Source organism: Brucella intermedia LMG 3301 (genome assembly GCF_000182645.1).
Taxonomy (GTDB): domain Bacteria; phylum Pseudomonadota; class Alphaproteobacteria; order Rhizobiales; family Rhizobiaceae; genus Brucella; species Brucella intermedia.
The window spans coordinates 1149454-1168622 of sequence record NZ_ACQA01000001.1; the positions used below are offsets into that span (position 1 = coordinate 1149454).

Sequence of the window (19169 nt, forward strand, 5' to 3'; positions counted from 1 at the left end):
TCGCATGACGGTATCCTCACTCGACGGCAGTGGAGCAAAAAGCCTGCTCGCCGATTACCGCAGGGAAGTCGGCAAACGGCGGCTCTATGGTATCGCGCTTCTCCTTGCGCTTGTCCTTGTCGCCATTGCCGCCTCCGTCGTTGCCGATGTTCGGCCCGGCACCCTGGTCGAAAATCTTTTTCGCTTCACAAGCTATCTCGGCCGCATTCTGCCGGATCTGACCATCGCCAATTTCTGGGGCGACCTCGCTGCCTGGTACTGGAACCTCGGCGGCTGGCTCAAGATGCTGTTCGAGACGCTGCTGATCGCCTATCTGGCGACATTGATCGGGGCGGTCGTCGCTTTCGCTGCATCCTTCGCAGCCTCATCCAACATGGCCCCCAATTCCACGGTTCGATTCATCGTCCGTCGCGGGCTGGAATTGTTGCGCACTGTTCCGGAAATCGTCTTCGCGCTGCTTTTCGTCATCGCCTTCGGCCTTGGGCCGATGGCCGGTGTACTGGCGCTGATGCTGCACACCACAGGCGCGCTGGGCAAGCTGTTTTCCGAAGTCGTCGAGAATATCGACATGCGCCCGGTGGAAGGCATTCGCGCATCCGGCGGTTCCGGCCTGCAGGTCATCCGCTTTGCCGTATTGCCGCAAGTGGCCGCGAATTTTGCTTCCTATGGCCTGCTGCGCTTTGAAATCAACGTGCGCGGCGCTTCCGTCATGGGTTTTGTGGGGGCAGGCGGTATCGGGCAGGAACTGCTCACCTCAATCCGCCAGTTCTATTACAGCGATGTCAGCGCCATCCTGCTTCTGATCATCGTGACGATCTTCGTGATCGATCTTGTTACGCAGCGGGTTCGCCACGCGCTTCTTGGCCGTATTGGCTAGAGCATGTCTCCCGAAAGCGGGAACCGGTTTCGGGTCAAAGACATGCGATAAAACAAACAGATAGAGCATTTCCAATGATTCAATCAAAACAGGAAAAGCTCTAGACTGGGAGATTATCATGACTGATGTAGCACAAAGTCTCTCCCGTGAGGCACACGCGCACGAAAAGGAACTGAGGGCCGAATATGCCGATCTGTTCGGCAATGGGCGCACATGGCGCAATTTGGCGATCTTGACCGTAGCCCTTATCGCCTCGGTCTGGTTTGCCTTTTACTGGCTCGATTTTTCGCTGCTGCGCATTCTGAACGGCCTTGGTCGCCTCGGCGATTTTGCACTGATGATGATGCCGCCGTCCTCCGGCGGGCGTTTCAGCCTTTACCTGTGGTCGATGATGGAAACGCTGGCGATTGCCTATCTCGGCACATTGCTGGCCGCGATCCTTGCCTTTCCGTTCGGCTTTCTGGCGGCGAAGAACATCATTCCCAATGTGTTCCTGCATTTCGGCATTCGCCGCTTCCTCGACACCATTCGCGGCGTCGACACGCTTATCTGGGCGCTGATCTGGGTGTCGGTCGTGGGGCTTGGACCGTTCGCCGGTATTCTTGCGATTGCCTGCTCGGACTTCGGTGCTTTCGGCAAGCTGTTCTCCGAAGCCATTGAAGGCGCAGACAAGAAGCCCGTCGAAGGCGTCGTCTCGTCTGGCGGCGGCAGGCTGCACGGCTATCGCTTCGGCGTGTTGCCGCAGGTTCTGCCGCTCATCGGCAGTCAGGTGCTTTACTTTTTCGAGTCAAACACGCGTTCGGCGACAATCATCGGCATTGTCGGGGCAGGCGGCATCGGCGCGCATCTGGCCGAACAGATCAAGGTTTTGAACCTTCAGGACGTTTCCTTCCTGATCATCATGATCCTGATCGCTGTTGCCCTCATCGACTGGTTCTCGTCGAAGCTCCGTCACGCCATGATCGGCAAGAAGGCGCAGAAATCGGCTTAACCACTGATAAGTGTCTTGATGCCGTCAGCCACGAACTGAACGGCAAGCGCTGCCAGAATGACGCCGAGAAGGCGAGTGAGGATGGAACGGCCGGTTTCGCCAAGAAACCGGTCGACGCGCTCTGCCAGCAGCAGCACGAGATAGGTGATGAACAGGCAGATGAAGATGACGCCGAGAAGGGCCGCTTTCGGCCCCACGCCTTCAAAGGAATTTGACGTCAGCACGATAGCCGAGATCGCACCCGGACCCGCAATCAGCGGAATGGCGAGCGGGAAGGCGGCGATATTGCGGATGTGATCCTTGGTGATCGCAACCTCGGCGCTCTTTTCCTTGCGCTCCGTCCGCTTCTCGAAAATCATTTCAAAGGCGATCCAGAAGAGGAGCAGGCCACCCGCGACGCGGAACGCGCCGATGGTGATGCCGAACATGCCGAGTATCTGCGCGCCCGCAATGGCAAACAGCGCCATCACGATAAAACCGATGATGGAGGCGCGAAGGGCGACCTGTCCGCGATGATGGCGCTCCATGCCCGGCGTCAGCGCCAGGAACAACGGCGCCAGCCCGGGCGGATCGATTGTAACAAGCAGGGTGACGAAGGCGCTGAAAACCGTATCGTAGAACCCCATACTGCACGCGCCCTTCCTGTTGGCATGTTATGCTCGATCGGATACATGGATTGTAGACGATCACGAGCACATGGTCGATGCAAAGCGCGAGGTCGGGCAACACCGTTGCTCAATCTTTATGTGAATATCTTTTAAGTCATTGAATTGACGTGCGGAAATAGCCCGCCGAAAAGGTCGTGAAATTGGCGTTTTTTGCTGGTTTCCGTTATAAAGTGACTTTATCGATTCTGTTGAGAAAGAAATCTGAATAGTGTCAGATCAAACGCCTCCACCCGGTTCCGACGATATGAATGGTGGCCCAAACGGCGGCCCTAGCGGTATCGAACCGATTTCCATCATCGAGGAGATGCAGCGCTCCTATCTCGATTACGCGATGAGCGTTATCGTGAGCCGTGCGCTGCCCGATGTGCGCGACGGCCTGAAGCCCGTGCATCGCCGCATTCTCCACGCCATGAATGAAATGAACCTCGCCTATAACCGCCCGTACCGCAAGTCGGCGGGTGTGGTCGGTGAGGTGATGGGTAAGTACCACCCGCATGGCGACGCCTCTATTTATGACGCTCTCGTGCGTATGGCGCAGGATTTTTCCATGCGCGATCCGTTGGTCGACGGGCAGGGCAATTTCGGCTCCATCGACGGCGATCCGCCGGCGGCGATGCGTTACACCGAATGCCGTCTGGAAAAGCTTTCCGAATCCATCCTGTCGGATATCGACAAGGACACGGTCGACTTCCAGGACAATTATGACGGTCGCGAGCAGGAACCTGTGGTCATGCCTGCGCGCTTCCCGAACCTGCTCGTCAATGGTTCGGGCGGTATTGCTGTCGGCATGGCGACCAACATTCCGCCGCACAATCTGGGCGAAGTGATCGACGGCTGCGTTGCGCTGATCGACAATCCGGCCATTGAACTGTCAGAACTGATGGAAATCATTCCGGGACCGGACTTCCCGACCGGCGGCATCATCCTCGGACGTTCTGGCATCAATTCCGCCTACACGACCGGGCGCGGTTCGGTGGTCATGCGCGGGCGCGCCACGATCGAGCCGATGCGCGGCGACCGCGAAGCCATCATCATCACCGAGATACCTTATCAGGTGAACAAGGCTTCGATGATCGAGAAGATGGCCGAGCTGGTGCGCGACAAGCGCATCGAAGGCATTTCCGATCTGCGCGATGAGTCCGACCGCGAAGGCTATCGCGTCGTGGTGGAGCTCAAGCGTGACGCCGTTGCCGATGTGGTGCTGAACCAGCTTTATCGCTACACGCCGCTGCAAACCTCGTTCGGCTGCAACATGGTGGCGCTGAACGGCGGCAAGCCGGAACAGCTCAACCTGCTCGACATGCTGCGCGCCTTCGTCGTCTTCCGCGAGGAAGTCGTGACGCGCCGCACCAAGTTCCTCCTTAACAAGGCGCGTGATCGTGCGCATGTGTTGGTCGGTCTTGCAATCGCCGTCGCCAATATCGATGAGGTCATCGCGCTCATCCGCCGCGCTCCCGATCCGACGACGGCGCGTGAGCAGTTGATGGAACGCCGCTGGCCGGCGGCAGATGTCGCACCGTTGATCCGTTTGATCGACGATCCGCGCCACACCATCAATGAAGACAACACCTACAACCTCTCCGAAGAACAGGCTCGCGCCATTCTCGATCTGCGTCTGCAGCGCCTCACCGCGCTTGGTCGCGACGAAGTGGCGGACGAACTGAACAAGATCGGCGAGGAAATCCGCGATTATCTCGACATTCTCGGTTCGCGCCTGCGCGTGATGACCATCGTCAAGGAAGAGATGATTGCGGTTCGCGACGAGTTCGCAACCCCACGCCGCACCGAAATCGGTTTCGGCGGCGCCGAAATGGATGACGAAGACCTGATCGCCCGCGAGGATATGGTCGTCACCGTCAGCCATGCGGGCTACATCAAGCGCGTGCCGCTGACGACCTATCGTGCGCAGCGCCGCGGCGGCAAGGGCCGCTCCGGCATGGCGACGAAGGACGAGGATTTCGTCACCCGCCTGTTCGTGGCCAATACGCATACGCCGGTTCTGTTCTTCTCCTCGCGTGGCATCGTCTACAAGGAGAAGGTCTGGCGTCTGCCGGTCGGCACGCCGCAGTCGCGCGGCAAGGCGCTCATCAACATGCTGCCATTGCAGCAGGGCGAGCGCATTACCACCATCATGCCGCTGCCCGAGGATGAAGATTCCTGGGCAAATCTCGATGTCATGTTCTCGACCACGCGCGGTACGGTTCGCCGAAACAAGCTGTCGGACTTCGTTCAGGTCAACCGCAACGGCAAGATCGCGATGAAGCTCGAGGACGAGGGCGATGAGATCCTCTCGGTCGATACGTGTACGGAATTCGACGACGTGCTTCTGACCTGCGCCGGTGGCCAGTGCATTCGCTTCCCCGTCACCGATGTGCGCGTCTTTGCGGGCCGCAACTCCATCGGCGTGCGCGGCATCAATCTGGCCGATGGCGACAAGGTCATCTCCATGGCGATCCTGCATCACGTCGATGCGGACGCGGCTGAGCGCTCGGCCTATCTGAAGCGTTCGATTGCCGAACGCCGTGCCCAGGGCGCGGATGACGCGGATGATATCGTGGTGGTTGGCGAGGAGGTCGGAAACGAAACCGAGCTCAACGAAGAACGCTATCAGGAGCTGAAAGCGCGCGAACAGACCGTGCTGACGGTTAGCGAATATGGTTACGGCAAGCGCTCCTCGTCCTACGAGTTCCGCGTTTCTGGCCGTGGCGGCAAGGGCATCCGCGCCACCGATACGTCGAAGACCGACGAAATCGGCAAGCTCGTCGCCTTGTTCCCGGTCGAGTCAAGCGACCAGATTCTGCTCGTTTCGGACGGCGGACAGCTTATCCGCGTGCCGGTTGACGGCATCCGCATTGCCGGACGTTCTACCAAGGGCGTCACGATCTTCAATACGGCGGACGGCGAAAAGGTCGTTTCAGTCGAACGCATTTCCGAAACGGATAGCGACGAAGAAAACGGCGGTGAGGGCGATGCGTCGCCGGAAGGTGAAGCACCGGCCGCGGGCAGCGAAGAATAAGCTGAAAGCCCGGGGCAGGCGGTTTTGCGGCGGATAATGCAACAAAACAACGGAACCGGGCTCTTGGTATAGATCAATGAAAAAGGCCGATGGCGGGAACCATCGGCCTTTTTCAGATGCCAAGACTGGAGGAATTGGCGATCACACAAACTCTTTTCCAGCAAGCTCCAACGCTATCGCGTGAGCTCAGCTGTTAATACCTAGCGCGAACGCATGTTGCGCAGAGTATTGATGTCGAATGCGACATGACGCACGCGCTGACGCTTGGCTTCATTCTCTTCGAGAAGCAGTATGATTGCCGAGGCAGCCATTGCGACCATCATGGATAATGCCAGAAGAAAGATCATCATCGTGTTATCCTTTCGACATACATACGCTTCAAAAGCGAAAAGGTTGCACCAAACTTGCGCCTATTTTGGTAAATCGGTTGTGAACTTGCCGTGAAATTGCGGTTCATATCGCGTTCATCTGTTTTCTTGGTTTCTGTTTCCTTAGCGCTGTGGTTCTTGTTGAAAATCCCGTCAGAAAAGGCTAGCTGGAAGAAATGACAATCGCGATTTATGCGGGTTCCTTCGACCCGGTGACCAACGGCCATATGGATGTCCTGAAAGGTGCCCTGCGCCTTGCCGATGAGGTTATTGTCGCGATTGGCGTTCACCCCGGAAAAAAGCCTCTCTTCACTTTTGAGGAGCGCGTGGCGCTCATCGATGAAAGCTGCAAGGCCGTGCTGGGGAAGGACGCAGGCCGGCTTTCCGTCATTTCCTTCGACGGTCTTGTTATCGATGCCGCCCGCAAGCACAGTGCTCAATTGATGGTGCGCGGTTTGCGCGACGGCACCGATCTCGACTATGAAATGCAGATGGCAGGCATGAACGGCACCATGGCGCCGGAATTGCAGACCGTGTTTCTTCCGGCAGACCCGGCAGTGCGCACGATTACCGCCACATTGGTTCGACAGATTGCCTCCATGGGCGGCGATATAAAGCCTTTTGTTCCGGCGGCTGTCGCTGCCGCCCTGAACGCCAAATTCAAATCCTGACCACAGGGAGTTTTTCGATCATGTCTTTCGTTCGTTCAGCGCTAGCCGCTGCCGCCTTCTTCGCGCTCTCGCAAGGCGCAGTCCACACCGCTTCTGCCGCCGAAAACACCGTGGTTCTCAAGCTGAAGGATGGCGACGTGGCCATCGAGCTTCGTCCCGACCTTGCGCCAAAGCATGTTGCGCAGATCGAAAAGCTGGTCGGCGAGGGCGCTTACGACGGCGTTGCCTTCCACCGTGTCATTCCGGGCTTCATGGCCCAGACCGGCGATGTAAAGTTCGGCAACATGGACAAGAACTTCGATGCATCGCGCGTCGGCACCGGCGGCTCTGACTATCCGGATATTCCGGCAGAATTCTCCAAGGAACCCTTCGTTCGCGGCACGGTCGGCATGGCCCGCAGCCAGAACCCGAACTCGGCCAATTCGCAGTTCTTCATCATGTTTGCGGACGGCTCATTCCTCAACGGCCAGTATACGGTCGTCGGCAAGGTTGTCAGCGGCATGGATGTCGTCGACAAGATAAAGAAGGGCAGCGAAGCCGATAATGGCGCCGTGAAGAACCCCGACAAGATCATCAAGGCCACGCTTCAGGCCACCAAGAAGTAAATACAAGGAGAGGCCCAATGGCTTACAAAGACCCTGAAAACACGCTCGTTCTTGAAACCACCAAGGGCAATGTCGTTCTGGAGCTTTATCCGGATCTCGCGCCGGATCACGTTGCGCGTATCAAGGAACTGGCGCGCGAAGGCGCTTATGACGGCGTTGTGTTCCATCGCGTGATCGATGGCTTCATGGCCCAGACCGGCGACGTGAAGTTCGGCAAGACGGGCGGCGCTCATTTCAACGGCTCGCGCGCTGGCATGGGCGGTTCGGACAAGCCGGACCTGAAGGCGGAGTTCTCCAACACGCCGCACAAGCGCGGCACCGCCTCGATGGCGCGTTCCGCCAATCCGAACTCGGCCAACTCGCAGTTCTTCATCTGCTTTGCCGATGCTCCATGGCTCGACCGTCAGTACAGCGTCTGGGGCCAGGTCATCGAAGGCATGGACAATGTCGACAAGATCAAGCGCGGCGAACCGGTCTCCGATCCGGACCAGATCGTAACGGCGCGTATCGCTGCCGACATCTGAGCCTGCCTGTTTCAAAGAAAAATTACGGCTCCGGTTCATGCCGGGGCCGTAATAATGAGGTCTATCATGCGTGTTGATCTTTTTGATTTCGATTTGCCGGAAGAGAGCATCGCTCTGCGCCCGATCGAGCCGCGTGACCACGCCCGACTGTTGCGTGTCCGTCCCGGCCAGCCATTCGAGGATCGACAGGTATTCGAACTGCCTGATCTGCTGCACCCCGGCGATGCGCTTGTCTTCAATGATACCAAAGTGATACCGGCGCAGCTTGAAGGCATGCGCGAGCGCGACGGCAATATAAGCCAGGTCAGCGCCACGCTGCATATGCGGAGCGGGGCCGATCGCTGGAAGGCTTTCCTCCGTCCGGCCAAGCGCGTGAAGGAAGGCGACCGCATCCGCTTCGGTCATTCCGGATCGAGCTGCTTCCTCGGCACGCTTGATGCCACCGTGGCGGAAAAGGGCGATGCGGGCGAGGCGCTTCTGGTGTTCGATCTTTCCGGCGCCATGCTGGACGAGGCGATTGCTTCGGTCGGGCACATTCCGCTGCCGCCTTATATCGCATCGAAGCGCGCCGAAGACGAGCGCGACCGCAAGGATTATCAAACGGTCTATGCGCGGGAAGAAGGCGCGGTCGCAGCCCCCACTGCCGGCTTGCATTTCACGCCGGAGCTTCTGGAAAAGATCAAGGCCAAAGGCGTTGAAGAACATTTCGTGACGCTGCATGTGGGGGCGGGGACTTTCCTGCCGGTCAAGGCCGATGACACCGCCGACCACAAGATGCATTCGGAAATCGGCCATGTGTCGCAGCGCACTGCCGATGCGCTCAATGCCGTTCACGAGCGGGGCGGCAGGATCGTCTGCGTCGGCACCACATCCCTGCGCCTGATCGAAAGTGCGGCGGGCGAGGACGGCGTCATCCGTCCATGGTCCGGTGCGACCGACATCTTCATCACGCCGGGCTACAAGTTCCGTGCGGTCGATCTGCTGATGACCAATTTTCATTTACCGCGCTCGACGCTATTCATGCTCGTATCGGCATTCAGCGGTCTGGACACGATGCGCGCCGCCTACGATCACGCCATCAGTAACGGTTATCGCTTCTACTCCTATGGCGACGGCAGCTTGCTAGAGCGAGCCGACAAAGTTAAAGACACCGCATGACTCTGGAAAATCTAAAGACAAGCGAAAACTTCGAATTCAAAGTGCTGGCAATCGACGGCGCTGCTCGTCAGGGCGAGATTTCCATGCCGCGCGGCGTGGTTCGCACACCTGCCTTCATGCCGGTCGGCACGGCGGGCACGGTCAAGGCCATGTATATGGACCAGGTGAAAGAGCTTGGCGCGGATATCATCCTTGGCAACACCTATCATCTGATGCTGCGGCCCGGTGCCGAACGTGTGGCACGTCTGGGCGGCCTGCACGAGTTCGGCGGCTGGAAAGGCCCGATCCTGACCGATTCCGGCGGTTTTCAGGTCATGTCGCTCGCGCAATTGCGCAAGCTTGACGAAAATGGCGTGACATTCCGCTCCCATATCGACGGCAAGCCTTATGAGATGACGCCGGAACGGTCCATCGAGATACAGGGACTGCTCGACAGCGATATCCAGATGCAGCTCGATGAATGCGTGGCGCTGCCTTCGCCGGAAAAGAACACCGAGCGCGCAATGGAACTGTCGCTGCGCTGGGCCGAGCGCTGCAAGGTCGCTTTCGGCAATCAGCCGGGCAAAGCAATGTTCGGCATCGTGCAGGGCGGCGATGTTGCGCGCCTGCGCGAAAAATCGGCGGAAGCGCTAAAGGCCATGGATCTCAAGGGCTATTCGGTCGGCGGGCTTGCGGTCGGCGAACCGCAGCAGGTCATGCTCGACATGCTGGAAGTCGTATGCCCGATCCTGCCGTCGGAAAAGCCGCGCTACCTGATGGGCGTCGGCACACCGGATGACATTCTGAAATCCGTGGCGCGCGGGATCGATATGTTCGATTGTGTCATGCCGACGCGGGCAGGCCGCCACGGCCTTGCGTTTACGCGGTTCGGCAAGGTGAATTTGCGCAATGCACGCCATGCCGACGATCATCGCCCGCTCGATCCGGAATCGGATTGCCCGGCATCGCGCGACTACAGCCGCGCCTATCTGCATCATCTGGTGAAATCGGGTGAAGCGCTCGGCGCCATGCTGCTGACGTGGAACAACCTGGCCTATTATCAGTATCTGATGAAAGGCATCCGCGCATCGATTGCCGGGGGACGCTTTGCCGATTTCTCCGCCGAAACCTCGGAAGGATGGGCGAGGGGCGATATAGCCCCGCTCTGATTCGCAGATTACAAAGACGAAGGGCGTCCTGCGCCCTTCCACTCTACGACTTCAGCTTTCGATCAACATGTTCTCCAGACGGCAGAGAACGGCGCGCTGTTCTTCATCGTCCAGAATTTCACATTCCATCAATTTGGAGCATTCCAGCCCGGCGACGGCCAGATAGACGATCAGCGCCGTATCGGAATCGGTCGTGTCCTTGATCATGCGGTCGAGGAAAGCCCTGTGATATTGTCGGACAGGCACCATGAAACCGGGGTCTTCGGCAAGCGCGGCAAGAACGCCGCAGGCAGGAGGTTCCTCATCGGCCTGCACCCGGTAAACATCCAGAAAAGCCCGCGCCACGCGGTTTTTATCGCCTTTCTGAAGTGTCTCATGAACCTCCATGGCGTGTTCATGCTCTTTCATGTATTCTTCGACCACCGCTTCGAGCAGTTTGGCCTTGGTCGGAAAAGTATAAAGCAATCCGCCTTTTGAAAGCCCCGCACGGGCTGCTACGGCATCGAGAGAGAGGTGAGCAGGGCCGATCTCACGGGCAAGCTCGATAGCAGCGCGCAAAATACGTTCGCGCGACGAGACTTTCTTTTTAGTTGGCAACTTACTGGTGTCTCCTGACAGTTCGAGTGTTGACAATACCGTCTGGACGGTACAGTTATTCGCCACTTTCATTCAAGTAAAATACGCGCGACCTTTGCGTGAATGCGAAAGAAGGCGCCGCGGCCAATCCCCCAACCCTGATCAATCAGGGAGCCATCTGGAGTGCATCCGCAATGATCAAGCGCCTTATACTGGCAATAATATTCCTCGTGATCGTCGTCGGAGGCCTCGTCGGCTTTAACCTGTTCCGATCACAGGCCATCAAGGACTTCTTCGCCAACATGCAGCAGCCCGCCCAGACGGTTTCGACCGTCACGGTGGAGCCGGGCGTATGGAAGCCGGGTGTCGAGGCCATCGGCACGGCCAACGCGCTCAATGGTGTTGACCTGACCGTGCAGCTCGACGGCGTCGTGCAGAAGATCAACTTCAAGGCCAATCAGGAAGTCAAGGAAGGCGCCCTGCTGCTTCAGATGGAAGACAGCATTCAGAAGGCGGACCTCGCAGCCGCTGAAGCCGAAGCCGTCCTTGCCCAGCAGAACCTGAAGCGAGCTGATACGTTGCGCACCCGGGGCGTGGGTGCGGTGTCGAACGTCGATACGACGGCTTCGGCCTCCGATGCTGCAAGCGCACGTGTTGAAAAAATGCGCGCAACGCTGGCGCAGAAGTCGGTCAAGGCTCCGTTTTCCGGCGTTATCGGCATCTCCAAAGTCGATCTCGGCCAGTATCTGACCCCCGGCACGGTCATCGCCACGCTGCAGAACACCGACGTGATGCGTATCGACTTCACGGTTCCTGAACAATCGCTTGCGTCCATCAAGCTCGGGCAGACCGTCAAGGTCGGTTCGACGGCGGACGCGCTCGACTTTACGGGCAAGATCGTCGGCATCGATCCGAAGATCGACCCGGCCACCCGTCTCGTTTCCGTGCGCGCCGAAGTGCAGAATCCGGATCACAAGCTGACGCCGGGCCAGTTCGTGCAGGTTCGTGTCGAACTGCCGGAAGAAGACAATGTCATCGCTCTTCCGCAGACCACGATCATCTCCAGCCTTTACGGCGATTATGTCTATGCTGTCCGTCCGGAGCAGAAGCCGGAGGGCGCGAAGGCCGCCGAAGGCGACAGCACCGCCAAGGCTCCGGCAGCCGATGCCAAGCCGGAAGAAGGCGAAAAGCAGGTGGCGCAGCAGGTCTTCATCAAGCTTGGACGCCGTTATTCCGGTCTGGTCGAGGTAACGAGCGGCCTCAAGGCCGGCGATATCATCATCACGGCAGGCCAGAACCGGCTTTCGCCCGGTGTTCCGGTGAAAATCGACAACACCGTCAATCCGATTCCGGCCGGCCAGCCGGCCAAGCAATAGGCGAACCCGATGAGCTTTTCCGATATCTTCATCCGGCGCCCCGTGCTTGCCACGGTGGTCGCCCTCATGATCATTCTGTTGGGCCTTCAGGGGATCGCGCAGCTTACGGTGCGTGAATATCCGAAGGTCGACGAAACCGTCATTACGGTAACGACCACATATGCCGGTGCGAGCGCCGATCTCATTCAGGGCTTCATCACCGCTCCGATTGCAGAAGCGGTCGCGACCACCGAAAACATCGATTACGTGACGTCGTCGAGCCGCCCGTCGTCAAGCACCGTGACGGTGCAGATGAAGCTCGGCGCAAACCCTGACGCGGCGCTGACGGAAGTCATCGCCAAGGTCAATCAGGTTCGCGGCGACCTGCCGGACGAATCCGATGATCCGGTCATCGTCAAGGGCACAGGCCAGAACTTCGCCACCATGTATCTGGCGGCGCAGAACCCGAACATGACGAGCGAGCAGATCACCGAATATCTGGAGCGCGTTATCCAGCCGCGCATGTCCACCATTCAGGGCGTTGCAAAGGCGGAAATTTTGGGCGGCCAGGTCTATTCGATGCGCGTCTGGCTGGACCCTATCCAGCTTGCGGCCCGCCAGATCACGGCGCCGGAAGTTCTGGCGGCCATCAAGGCCTCCAACTTCCTGTCGGCTCCGGGCACGACGAAGAACGAATATGTTGCCTCTTCGATCACGCTGAAGTCGACCTTGCAGACCCCGGAAGCCTTCGGCGCCATGCCGATCAAGGCGTCGGGGGATGACGTCGTTCGCCTGCGTGATGTGGCGCGGGTCGAACTCGCGGCGAAAAGCACCGACACCATCGTTTCGTTCAACGGTTCGGCGGGTACATTCCTCGGCGTCTTCCCGACGCCGGCGGCAAACCCCATCGACATGGCGGCGGCGGTCCGCAAGGAGCTTCCGTCCATCCAGGCATCGCTGCCGGAAGGCATGTCGCTCGTTCTGGTCTACGACGCGACCGAACAGATCAGCTCGTCGATCAAGGAGGTCTTCACGACCATCGGCGAGGCCGTGGCCATCGTCATTCTGGTCATCATCGTCTTCCTCGGATCGTTCCGTTCGGTGCTGATTCCGATCGTCACGATTCCGATTTCGCTGATCGGCGTGTGCTTCTTCCTTTATGTGCTCGGCTTCTCGATCAATCTCCTGTCGCTGCTTGCCATGGTTCTCGCCATCGGTCTTGTGGTCGATGACGCCATCGTGGTTCTGGAGAACATCCACCGGCATATCGAGGAGGGCCTGAGGCCCATTGACGCCGCGTTCAAGGGCATGAAGGAAATCACCGGCTCGATCATCGCCATGACGATCACGCTGGCGGCGGTGTTTGCACCGCTCGGTTTCACGGGCGGCCTGACGGGCGCTCTGTTCCGGGAATTTGCCTTCACGCTGGCCGGTGCCGTCATCATCTCCGGTATTGCCGCCTTGACGGTTTCGCCGATGATGTGCGCCCGCATGCTCAAGCACGGCGACCAGACCCGGTTCCAGAAGTTCATCGACCGGACCTTCTCGCGTTTCGAGAAGTGGTATCACCGCCGCGTCTCCAACTCGCTCAACTATCGCGGCATCACGCTGATGATCGTTATTGCGCTGATGGGCCTGACGGGGTTCCTGTTCATGAACACGTCGAGCGAACTGGCACCGGAAGAAGATTCCGGCGCGCTGTTCTCTATGTTCCAGGCTCCGCAATATGCAACCTCGGCCTATACCAATCTCTACGCCGAACAGATCGACGAACTGACCAAGGATCTTCCCGAACTGAAGACCCGCTTCCAGATCGTCGGCATGGACGGCGGCACGACATCCGGTATCGCGCTATGGGTTCTGAAGGACTGGAACGAGCGCACGCGTTCGCAGAAGCAGATCCAGGAAGACCTGACCGCACGTATCTCCAAGGTCGCAGGTGTCGAAGCCTTCATCTTCGCGCCTCCATCCCTGCCGGGAACGGGTGGCGGTCTGCCGATCTCGATTGCGCTGCAATCGACCGGCCCGGCCGATCAGGTCTTCGAACTCGCCGAGGAAATCAAGAACGAAGCGCAGGCTTCCGGCCAGTACATCATCGTGCAGAACTCGCTCTCCTTCAACGCACCGCAGATCACGATCACCATCGACCGTGACCGTGCGGCGACGCTGGGCGTGCAGATCAGCGATATCGGTTCGACACTTGGTCTCCTGACCGGTGGCGCATCGGTGGCGAAATTCGACCGCGATTCGAACAGCTATGACATCATCACGCAGGTTCCTGATGTCTACCGTTCGAACCCGGAAAAGCTGGGCGACTTCTATGTGCGCAGCGTCTCCGGCTCGATGATCCCGCTGTCTTCGGTCATCAAGGTCAGCCAGAACGCATCGCCTGCTGCAATCGAGCAGTTCAACCAGCTGAATTCGGCAACGATTTCGGCGCTGCCGCTGCCGGGCGTCACCACCGGGCAGGGTCTGCAAACCCTGGTCGATCTGGCCAAGTCCAAGATGCCGGAAGGCTTCTTCCTGGATTATTCCGGCCAGTCGCGTCTGGAAGTGGAGCAGGGCAACACGATCCTGATCGCCTTCGGCCTCGCCGTGATCGTGATCTATCTCGTGCTTGCGGCGCAGTTCGAAAGCTTCCGCGATCCGTTCATCATCATGATGTCGGTTCCGCTGTCGATCTTCGGGGCCATCGTGCCGCTGAATATCGGCCTCGGTACCCTCAACATCTATACGCAGGTCGGTCTCATCACCCTTGTCGGGCTAATTACCAAGCACGGCATTCTGATGGTCGAATTCGCCAATCAGCAGCGCCGCCTGCATGGCCTGTCACGCCGGGATGCAATCATCGTCGCGGCTGAAACCCGCCTGCGTCCGATCCTGATGACCACTGCGGCCATGGCGCTCGGCGTTGTGCCGCTCATCATCGCGACCGGTGCCGGTGCTGCGGCTCGTTATTCGATGGGCCTCGTGATCTTCACCGGCATCGTGATCGGTACGATCTTCACGCTGTTTGTGGTGCCTATGTTCTACACCTTCATCGCGAAGAAGGATGTGGAAGGCGAGTATGTCGCGTCCTCCGAAGAGGGCGGCGAACCGGCTCCAGTGCAACATCACTGAAACTTGCGTTGAACCAACGACAAGGGGCGGCCTAGAAATAGGTCGCCCTTTTTTGTTCTGCGGACGTTGCGAATGCGGCGTTCCAACCCATATGAGCCAGTATGATACCTTTGTCCGTTCTTGATCTTTCGCCCGTTCCCGAAGGCAGTGATGCAGCGCAGTCGCTGCACAACACGCTGGAACTTGCGCAACATGCCGAACGGCTCGGCTTTCACCGTTACTGGCTCGCCGAGCACCACAATATGCCTGGCATCGCCAGCGCGGCGACATCCGTGGTTATCGGTTACGTAGCCAACGGCACCTCGACCATCCGCGTCGGTGCAGGCGGCGTCATGCTGCCCAATCACGCACCCCTTGTGGTTGCGGAACAGTTCGGCACGCTGGCGTCGCTGTTTCCGGGCCGCATCGATCTCGGTCTTGGACGCGCTCCCGGCACCGACCAGATCACCGCCCATGCCCTTCGACGCAATCTCGACAGCGATGCAAACGCATTTCCGCAGGATGTGGTCGAGTTGCTCAACTATTTCAAACCTGCCGAGCCGGGCCAGCGCGTGCGCGCCGTGCCGGGTGAGGGGCTGAATGTGCCTGTCTGGATTCTCGGTTCCAGCCTGTTCGGCGCGCAGCTTGCCGCCATGCTGGGATTGCCATACGCATTCGCCTCGCACTTTGCGCCTGCCGAGATGGAACGCGCCATTGCGCTTTATCGCGAGCGGTTCGAACCATCGGAATATATGCAGAAGCCTTATGTGATGCTGGGCCTCAACGTCATCGCTGCCGATACGGACGAAGAGGCGAATTATCTTTTCACTTCGCAGCTACAGGCTTTCGTGAACCTGCGCAGCGGTCGCCCCGGCAAGCTTCCGGCACCTGTCGAAGGCTATATGGAACGGCTTGATCCGGCAGCGCAGGCGCTTGTGCGCCAGATGCTTTCATGCCGCGTGGTCGGTGGACCGGAGACAGTAGCGCAAGGCATCAAGGCCTTTGCGGAGAGCACCGGCGCCGACGAGCTGATGTTGACCGGCATGATCCACGATCACAAGAAACGCCTGCGTTCATACGAGATCGCAAGTCGATCAATTGCCTGACTTGCCAGTGTCCATGTCTGCATAGACCAGATAGCGAAGCGGGCCAGGAGTAATCGCATCGAACGGGTAACAGGTCGCCAGCACGAGGTGGCGGCCTTCGCGGTCCGGCGCGATCCTCGCCTCATCCCACCGCACCACGGCCATGTGGCTGACGCGATAGGAAACCGTCTTTCCGTCGCTGCGAGTGACGAGTATCTTGTCGTTCTCCTCGACATTCTTCAGAAATGCGAAATGCGTGTCGCGATGCGCGGCATAAACGGCCGTTCCCCGTTCGCCCGCCATTGGCGTATTGTCCAGATGGCCGGGGCCAAAAGCCAATGCCTGCCCGCTGGCGCCTTTCAGGGCAATGGCTGATTCTTCAAGCCGCGGGACTTCGATACGGGCTACCGGCCAGGTATCGGCCCAGTTCCACGGTTTGACGGGAGCGCCTGTTTCAATGCTCTCCGAAAAAGCCCGTTCAAGCAGGATTTGCGCGACAAACGCTTTGGCATGTATCCAGATACCCTGACCGGAAAGTACCAAACCCATTGCGACCAGCATCATGCCAAGCGCGGGGAGAAGGGAGCGCTTCAGCGCGCTCCCCGTAACAAACTGACCGACAGCCATCACACATTCTCCCTGCGAGGGAAGAACCAGAGGACGAAGAGCCCGACCAGCATCGAACCGAGGCCTTGCATGAGCAGGAGCGTCGCTGGCGTTGCCGTCTGCGGCAGCGGAAGGGGCTGCGACGGCGATGATGGTGAAGCAAGGCGCTCATGGCTGCGAACAGGTGCGCTCACGCCCTTCACATCCATACCTGCATGTTCCTCGACATTGCGTTCCGCACGGATGCCGAACAGCTTGTCATAATCCCAGCCAGCAGGCAGTTGCAGCGGAATATCGGCGCGAGTGAGCGGTGTGTTGGCCGGTCGCGACGGCGTCTTGTCGACCGCAACCAGGCTCGTCAGCCGGCTAACCAGATGATGTTCCAGTGCGAGCCGAAGAATGCGCGCATTGGCGGCGTCCTGAGAAATCTTGCCAAGGGTAAGTTCCACTTCCGCATCATCAATCTTGCGGCGAGCCCACAATTTTGAAATGCCTTCCGCTTTCATTGCCTGATCGAGCGGCAGATTGACTGTCCATGGACGGCCATCAATCTGGCCTTCGATAACAAGGTTTCCGGCTGCCTTGCCCATCCGCGCAGCGATAACCAGCGGTTCGCCACGATAGAGATCGGGCAGAATGGATGGGGTCATGCTTACATTCTTTTCCGAGAAATTGGCCTTCAGATCGGTAACAGCCGGGTTTTCAAGCTTGTCGAACAGAGCCCGCATGCGTTCGTCCACTTCCGCCGCCGACCCGATATGGGTGAAGGTTCCGCGTCCAAGCTCCGCCGCATGGTTCATCAGGTAGGAATTGGGGGCAGTGCCGATACCGACCATGAAAATGCGCGAGCGTCCCCGACGCGCTGCAATGGCATCCAGCAGTTGCTGCTCATTGCTGATTTCGCCGTCGGTCAAAAACACGATCTGGCGCAATCCGTTACCCTGATGGCTGTCATCAAGCGCTGCATGAAGGGCTGGCAGCATTGCCGTACCGCCTTGCGCTTCAAGGCTCATCACGAAATGGCGGGCGGAGGCGATATTCTGCTGGCTGGCTTCGACCGAAACCTCGAAGAACCTGGTCAGCGTGTCGTCGAAACGGATCACGTTGAACCGGTCTCCGGGCTGAAGATGCGACAGTGCATAATCCAGACTGGCCTTTGCCTGTTCAATGGAAGTACCGCCCATCGATCCGGAATTGTCGATCACGAAGACGACTTCACGCTGCGCCTTTTTTGCGCTGGCAACAGCCGGTGGCGTGACATAGGCAAGCACATAGTCGTCCTTGCCGACATGTTCGCGGAACAGCCCGACCTGCGGTGCATCATTTGCAACAGCACTCCATTCCAGAACGAAATCGCGGTCCGCAGCAGCGGTGCCGTCCAGCGTAATTTCTCGCGTGGCGTCATTCGTCGTCTCGATCCTGACCTTGTGGTAAAGGCTTTCAACCTTGCCAAGCGGGAAGCCGGGCTTCAATTCGACCGAGATGCTCACAGGATTGGTCCGCAGTTCAGCCGGGGGAGTTAGGGGCGTTACAATCGGCGCATTATAAGGATCGGGCTTGCCAGCGTCGCTCGACTTGCCCCAGCCATTCTGCATTTCGACTTTCTGGACAACGGGTGAGGCAATGTTCGGATTGTAGCGCGGTGCAACGACCAACGGCACACGCAGCGAAAAACGCTCATCGGCAAGCCGCACCGCCTGCTGATATTCGATCTGGATGACAACTTTTTCGTGCGGGCCAATGTTGGCAACTGCATTGGTGAACACGTTCGGCCGCTGCTGCTCGATCAGCGTGGCTTTCTTGCCTTCGCTTTTCGCCTTTTCATATATTTCACGGGCTGCCTGCTTTTCCTTGATGTCAGCGACAACCACGCGATCGCCGATAACCATCTTCAACGAATAGACTGCACTTTCTTCGGGCAACGGAAAAACATACAGGGCTTCAACGAAACTGTCGGTCGGGTTCTCGAATGCCTGCGTCAGTCGGGCTCGGACCGTCGGCCCGCTCACATCGAGATTGACGTCCGTCGCAAGCCGGGGTGCTTCGACATAACGCCCGGCTTCGCTTGTTTCCAGCAGAAGGCTGCCGGATTGAACCTCGTTCGGGGTGACCAGACCGGGTGTTTCGGCACGCGCCTGGACTATCTGCAACAGGCAGAAAATGACGGCCAGCGCGGGCAGCAACGCCATGTTGCATAACCAGACGAACGAACAGAAGCGGGAGAGTACCCCGCCTCTAATGCTATGATTTGAAAGACTTGTCGCCGGTGACATGACATGCTCCTTGTTCACCTCGAAGAACTGGAGCCATTGTCGCCGGAGCGGCTGTTTCCACTCCAGCGTAAGCTTTGCCAAGTTTCAGCCGTCCCTTTCCGCAAACCGCCTTGCCCGTTACGCATATGTGTGGAATTGTGAAGAAAAGT

General features: G+C 58.7%; 16 protein-coding genes. 11 read left to right on the forward strand and 5 right to left on the reverse strand.

Annotated elements, in window-relative coordinates; all coding sequences use genetic code 11:
* Positions 1–4: 4 nt before the first annotated feature.
* Positions 5–877, forward strand: a complete 873-nt coding sequence (gene phnE / locus OINT_RS05485; protein ID WP_006466788.1) for a phosphonate ABC transporter, permease protein PhnE — start codon at positions 5–7, stop codon at positions 875–877.
* A 118-nt stretch (positions 878–995) separates the two neighbouring features.
* Positions 996–1868: a phosphonate ABC transporter, permease protein PhnE gene (gene phnE / locus OINT_RS05490; protein WP_006466789.1), complete on the forward strand. Its 873-nt coding sequence runs from the start codon at positions 996–998 to the stop codon at positions 1866–1868.
* On the opposite strand, the gene OINT_RS05495 is transcribed toward phnE (OINT_RS05490), so the two are convergent.
* Positions 1865–2494: a MarC family protein gene (locus OINT_RS05495; RefSeq protein ID WP_006466790.1), complete on the reverse strand. Its 630-nt coding sequence runs from the start codon at positions 2492–2494 to the stop codon at positions 1865–1867. The two genes, phnE (OINT_RS05490) and OINT_RS05495, sit on opposite strands and share 4 nt — an antisense overlap.
* A gap of 286 nt (positions 2495–2780) precedes the next feature.
* Between OINT_RS05495 and gyrA the strand changes: the two genes are divergently transcribed.
* Positions 2781–5552, forward strand: a complete 2772-nt coding sequence (gene gyrA / locus OINT_RS05500) for a DNA gyrase subunit A (RefSeq protein ID WP_022568451.1) — start codon at positions 2781–2783, stop codon at positions 5550–5552.
* Between the two features lie 200 nt (positions 5553–5752).
* On the opposite strand, the gene OINT_RS23790 is transcribed toward gyrA, so the two are convergent.
* Positions 5753–5902 carry a hypothetical protein gene (locus tag OINT_RS23790; RefSeq protein WP_006466792.1) on the reverse strand — a complete coding sequence of 50 codons (150 nt, stop codon included), beginning with the start codon at positions 5900–5902 and terminating at the stop codon, positions 5753–5755.
* 194 nt (positions 5903–6096) lie between these two features.
* Here OINT_RS23790 and coaD point away from each other — a divergent pair, with 194 nt between their 5' ends.
* The 5 genes from coaD (at position 6097) to tgt (ending at position 10026) form a co-directional block, all read left to right on the forward strand.
* A complete protein-coding gene (coaD, locus tag OINT_RS05505) occupies positions 6097–6591 on the forward strand; it encodes a pantetheine-phosphate adenylyltransferase (protein ID WP_006466793.1) in 495 nt (164 codons plus the stop codon).
* 20 nt (positions 6592–6611) lie between these two features.
* Positions 6612–7196 carry a peptidylprolyl isomerase gene (locus OINT_RS05510; RefSeq protein ID WP_006466794.1) on the forward strand — a complete coding sequence of 195 codons (585 nt, stop codon included), beginning with the start codon at positions 6612–6614 and terminating at the stop codon, positions 7194–7196.
* A 17-nt stretch (positions 7197–7213) separates the two neighbouring features.
* The gene (locus OINT_RS05515; RefSeq protein WP_006466795.1) at positions 7214–7720 is read left to right on the forward strand and encodes a peptidylprolyl isomerase; all 507 of its coding nucleotides are present in this window, start codon (positions 7214–7216) and stop codon (positions 7718–7720) included.
* Positions 7721–7786: 66 nt separating this feature from the next.
* The gene (gene queA / locus OINT_RS05520) at positions 7787–8878 is read left to right on the forward strand and encodes a tRNA preQ1(34) S-adenosylmethionine ribosyltransferase-isomerase QueA (RefSeq protein WP_006466796.1); all 1092 of its coding nucleotides are present in this window, start codon (positions 7787–7789) and stop codon (positions 8876–8878) included.
* The gene (gene tgt / locus OINT_RS05525; protein WP_006466797.1) at positions 8875–10026 is read left to right on the forward strand and encodes a tRNA guanosine(34) transglycosylase Tgt; all 1152 of its coding nucleotides are present in this window, start codon (positions 8875–8877) and stop codon (positions 10024–10026) included. The genes queA and tgt overlap by 4 nt, the downstream gene beginning before the upstream one ends.
* A gap of 51 nt (positions 10027–10077) precedes the next feature.
* On the opposite strand, the gene OINT_RS05530 is transcribed toward tgt, so the two are convergent.
* A complete protein-coding gene (locus OINT_RS05530) occupies positions 10078–10623 on the reverse strand; it encodes a TetR/AcrR family transcriptional regulator (protein ID WP_039852581.1) in 546 nt (181 codons plus the stop codon).
* A gap of 173 nt (positions 10624–10796) precedes the next feature.
* Between OINT_RS05530 and OINT_RS05535 the strand changes: the two genes are divergently transcribed.
* From OINT_RS05535 to OINT_RS05545, 3 genes are all read left to right on the forward strand, one after another.
* Positions 10797–11978, forward strand: coding sequence for an efflux RND transporter periplasmic adaptor subunit (locus tag OINT_RS05535; RefSeq protein ID WP_006470454.1), 1182 nt, complete (start codon positions 10797–10799; stop codon positions 11976–11978).
* 9 nt (positions 11979–11987) lie between these two features.
* Positions 11988–15077: an efflux RND transporter permease subunit gene (locus OINT_RS05540; RefSeq protein WP_006466800.1), complete on the forward strand. Its 3090-nt coding sequence runs from the start codon at positions 11988–11990 to the stop codon at positions 15075–15077.
* A 101-nt stretch (positions 15078–15178) separates the two neighbouring features.
* On the forward strand, positions 15179–16162 hold the full coding sequence (locus OINT_RS05545; protein ID WP_006466801.1) for an LLM class flavin-dependent oxidoreductase: 984 nt from the start codon (positions 15179–15181) through the stop codon (positions 16160–16162).
* On the opposite strand, the gene OINT_RS05550 is transcribed toward OINT_RS05545, so the two are convergent.
* Positions 16151–16768, reverse strand: a complete 618-nt coding sequence (locus tag OINT_RS05550; protein WP_006470455.1) for a class GN sortase — start codon at positions 16766–16768, stop codon at positions 16151–16153. The genes OINT_RS05545 and OINT_RS05550 overlap by 12 nt on opposite strands.
* Positions 16768–19020 (reverse strand): marine proteobacterial sortase target protein, encoded by a 2253-nt coding sequence (locus tag OINT_RS05555; RefSeq protein WP_036564628.1) that lies wholly within the window; start codon positions 19018–19020, stop codon positions 16768–16770. The genes OINT_RS05550 and OINT_RS05555 overlap by 1 nt, the downstream gene beginning before the upstream one ends.
* Positions 19021–19169: the final 149 nt, after the last annotated feature.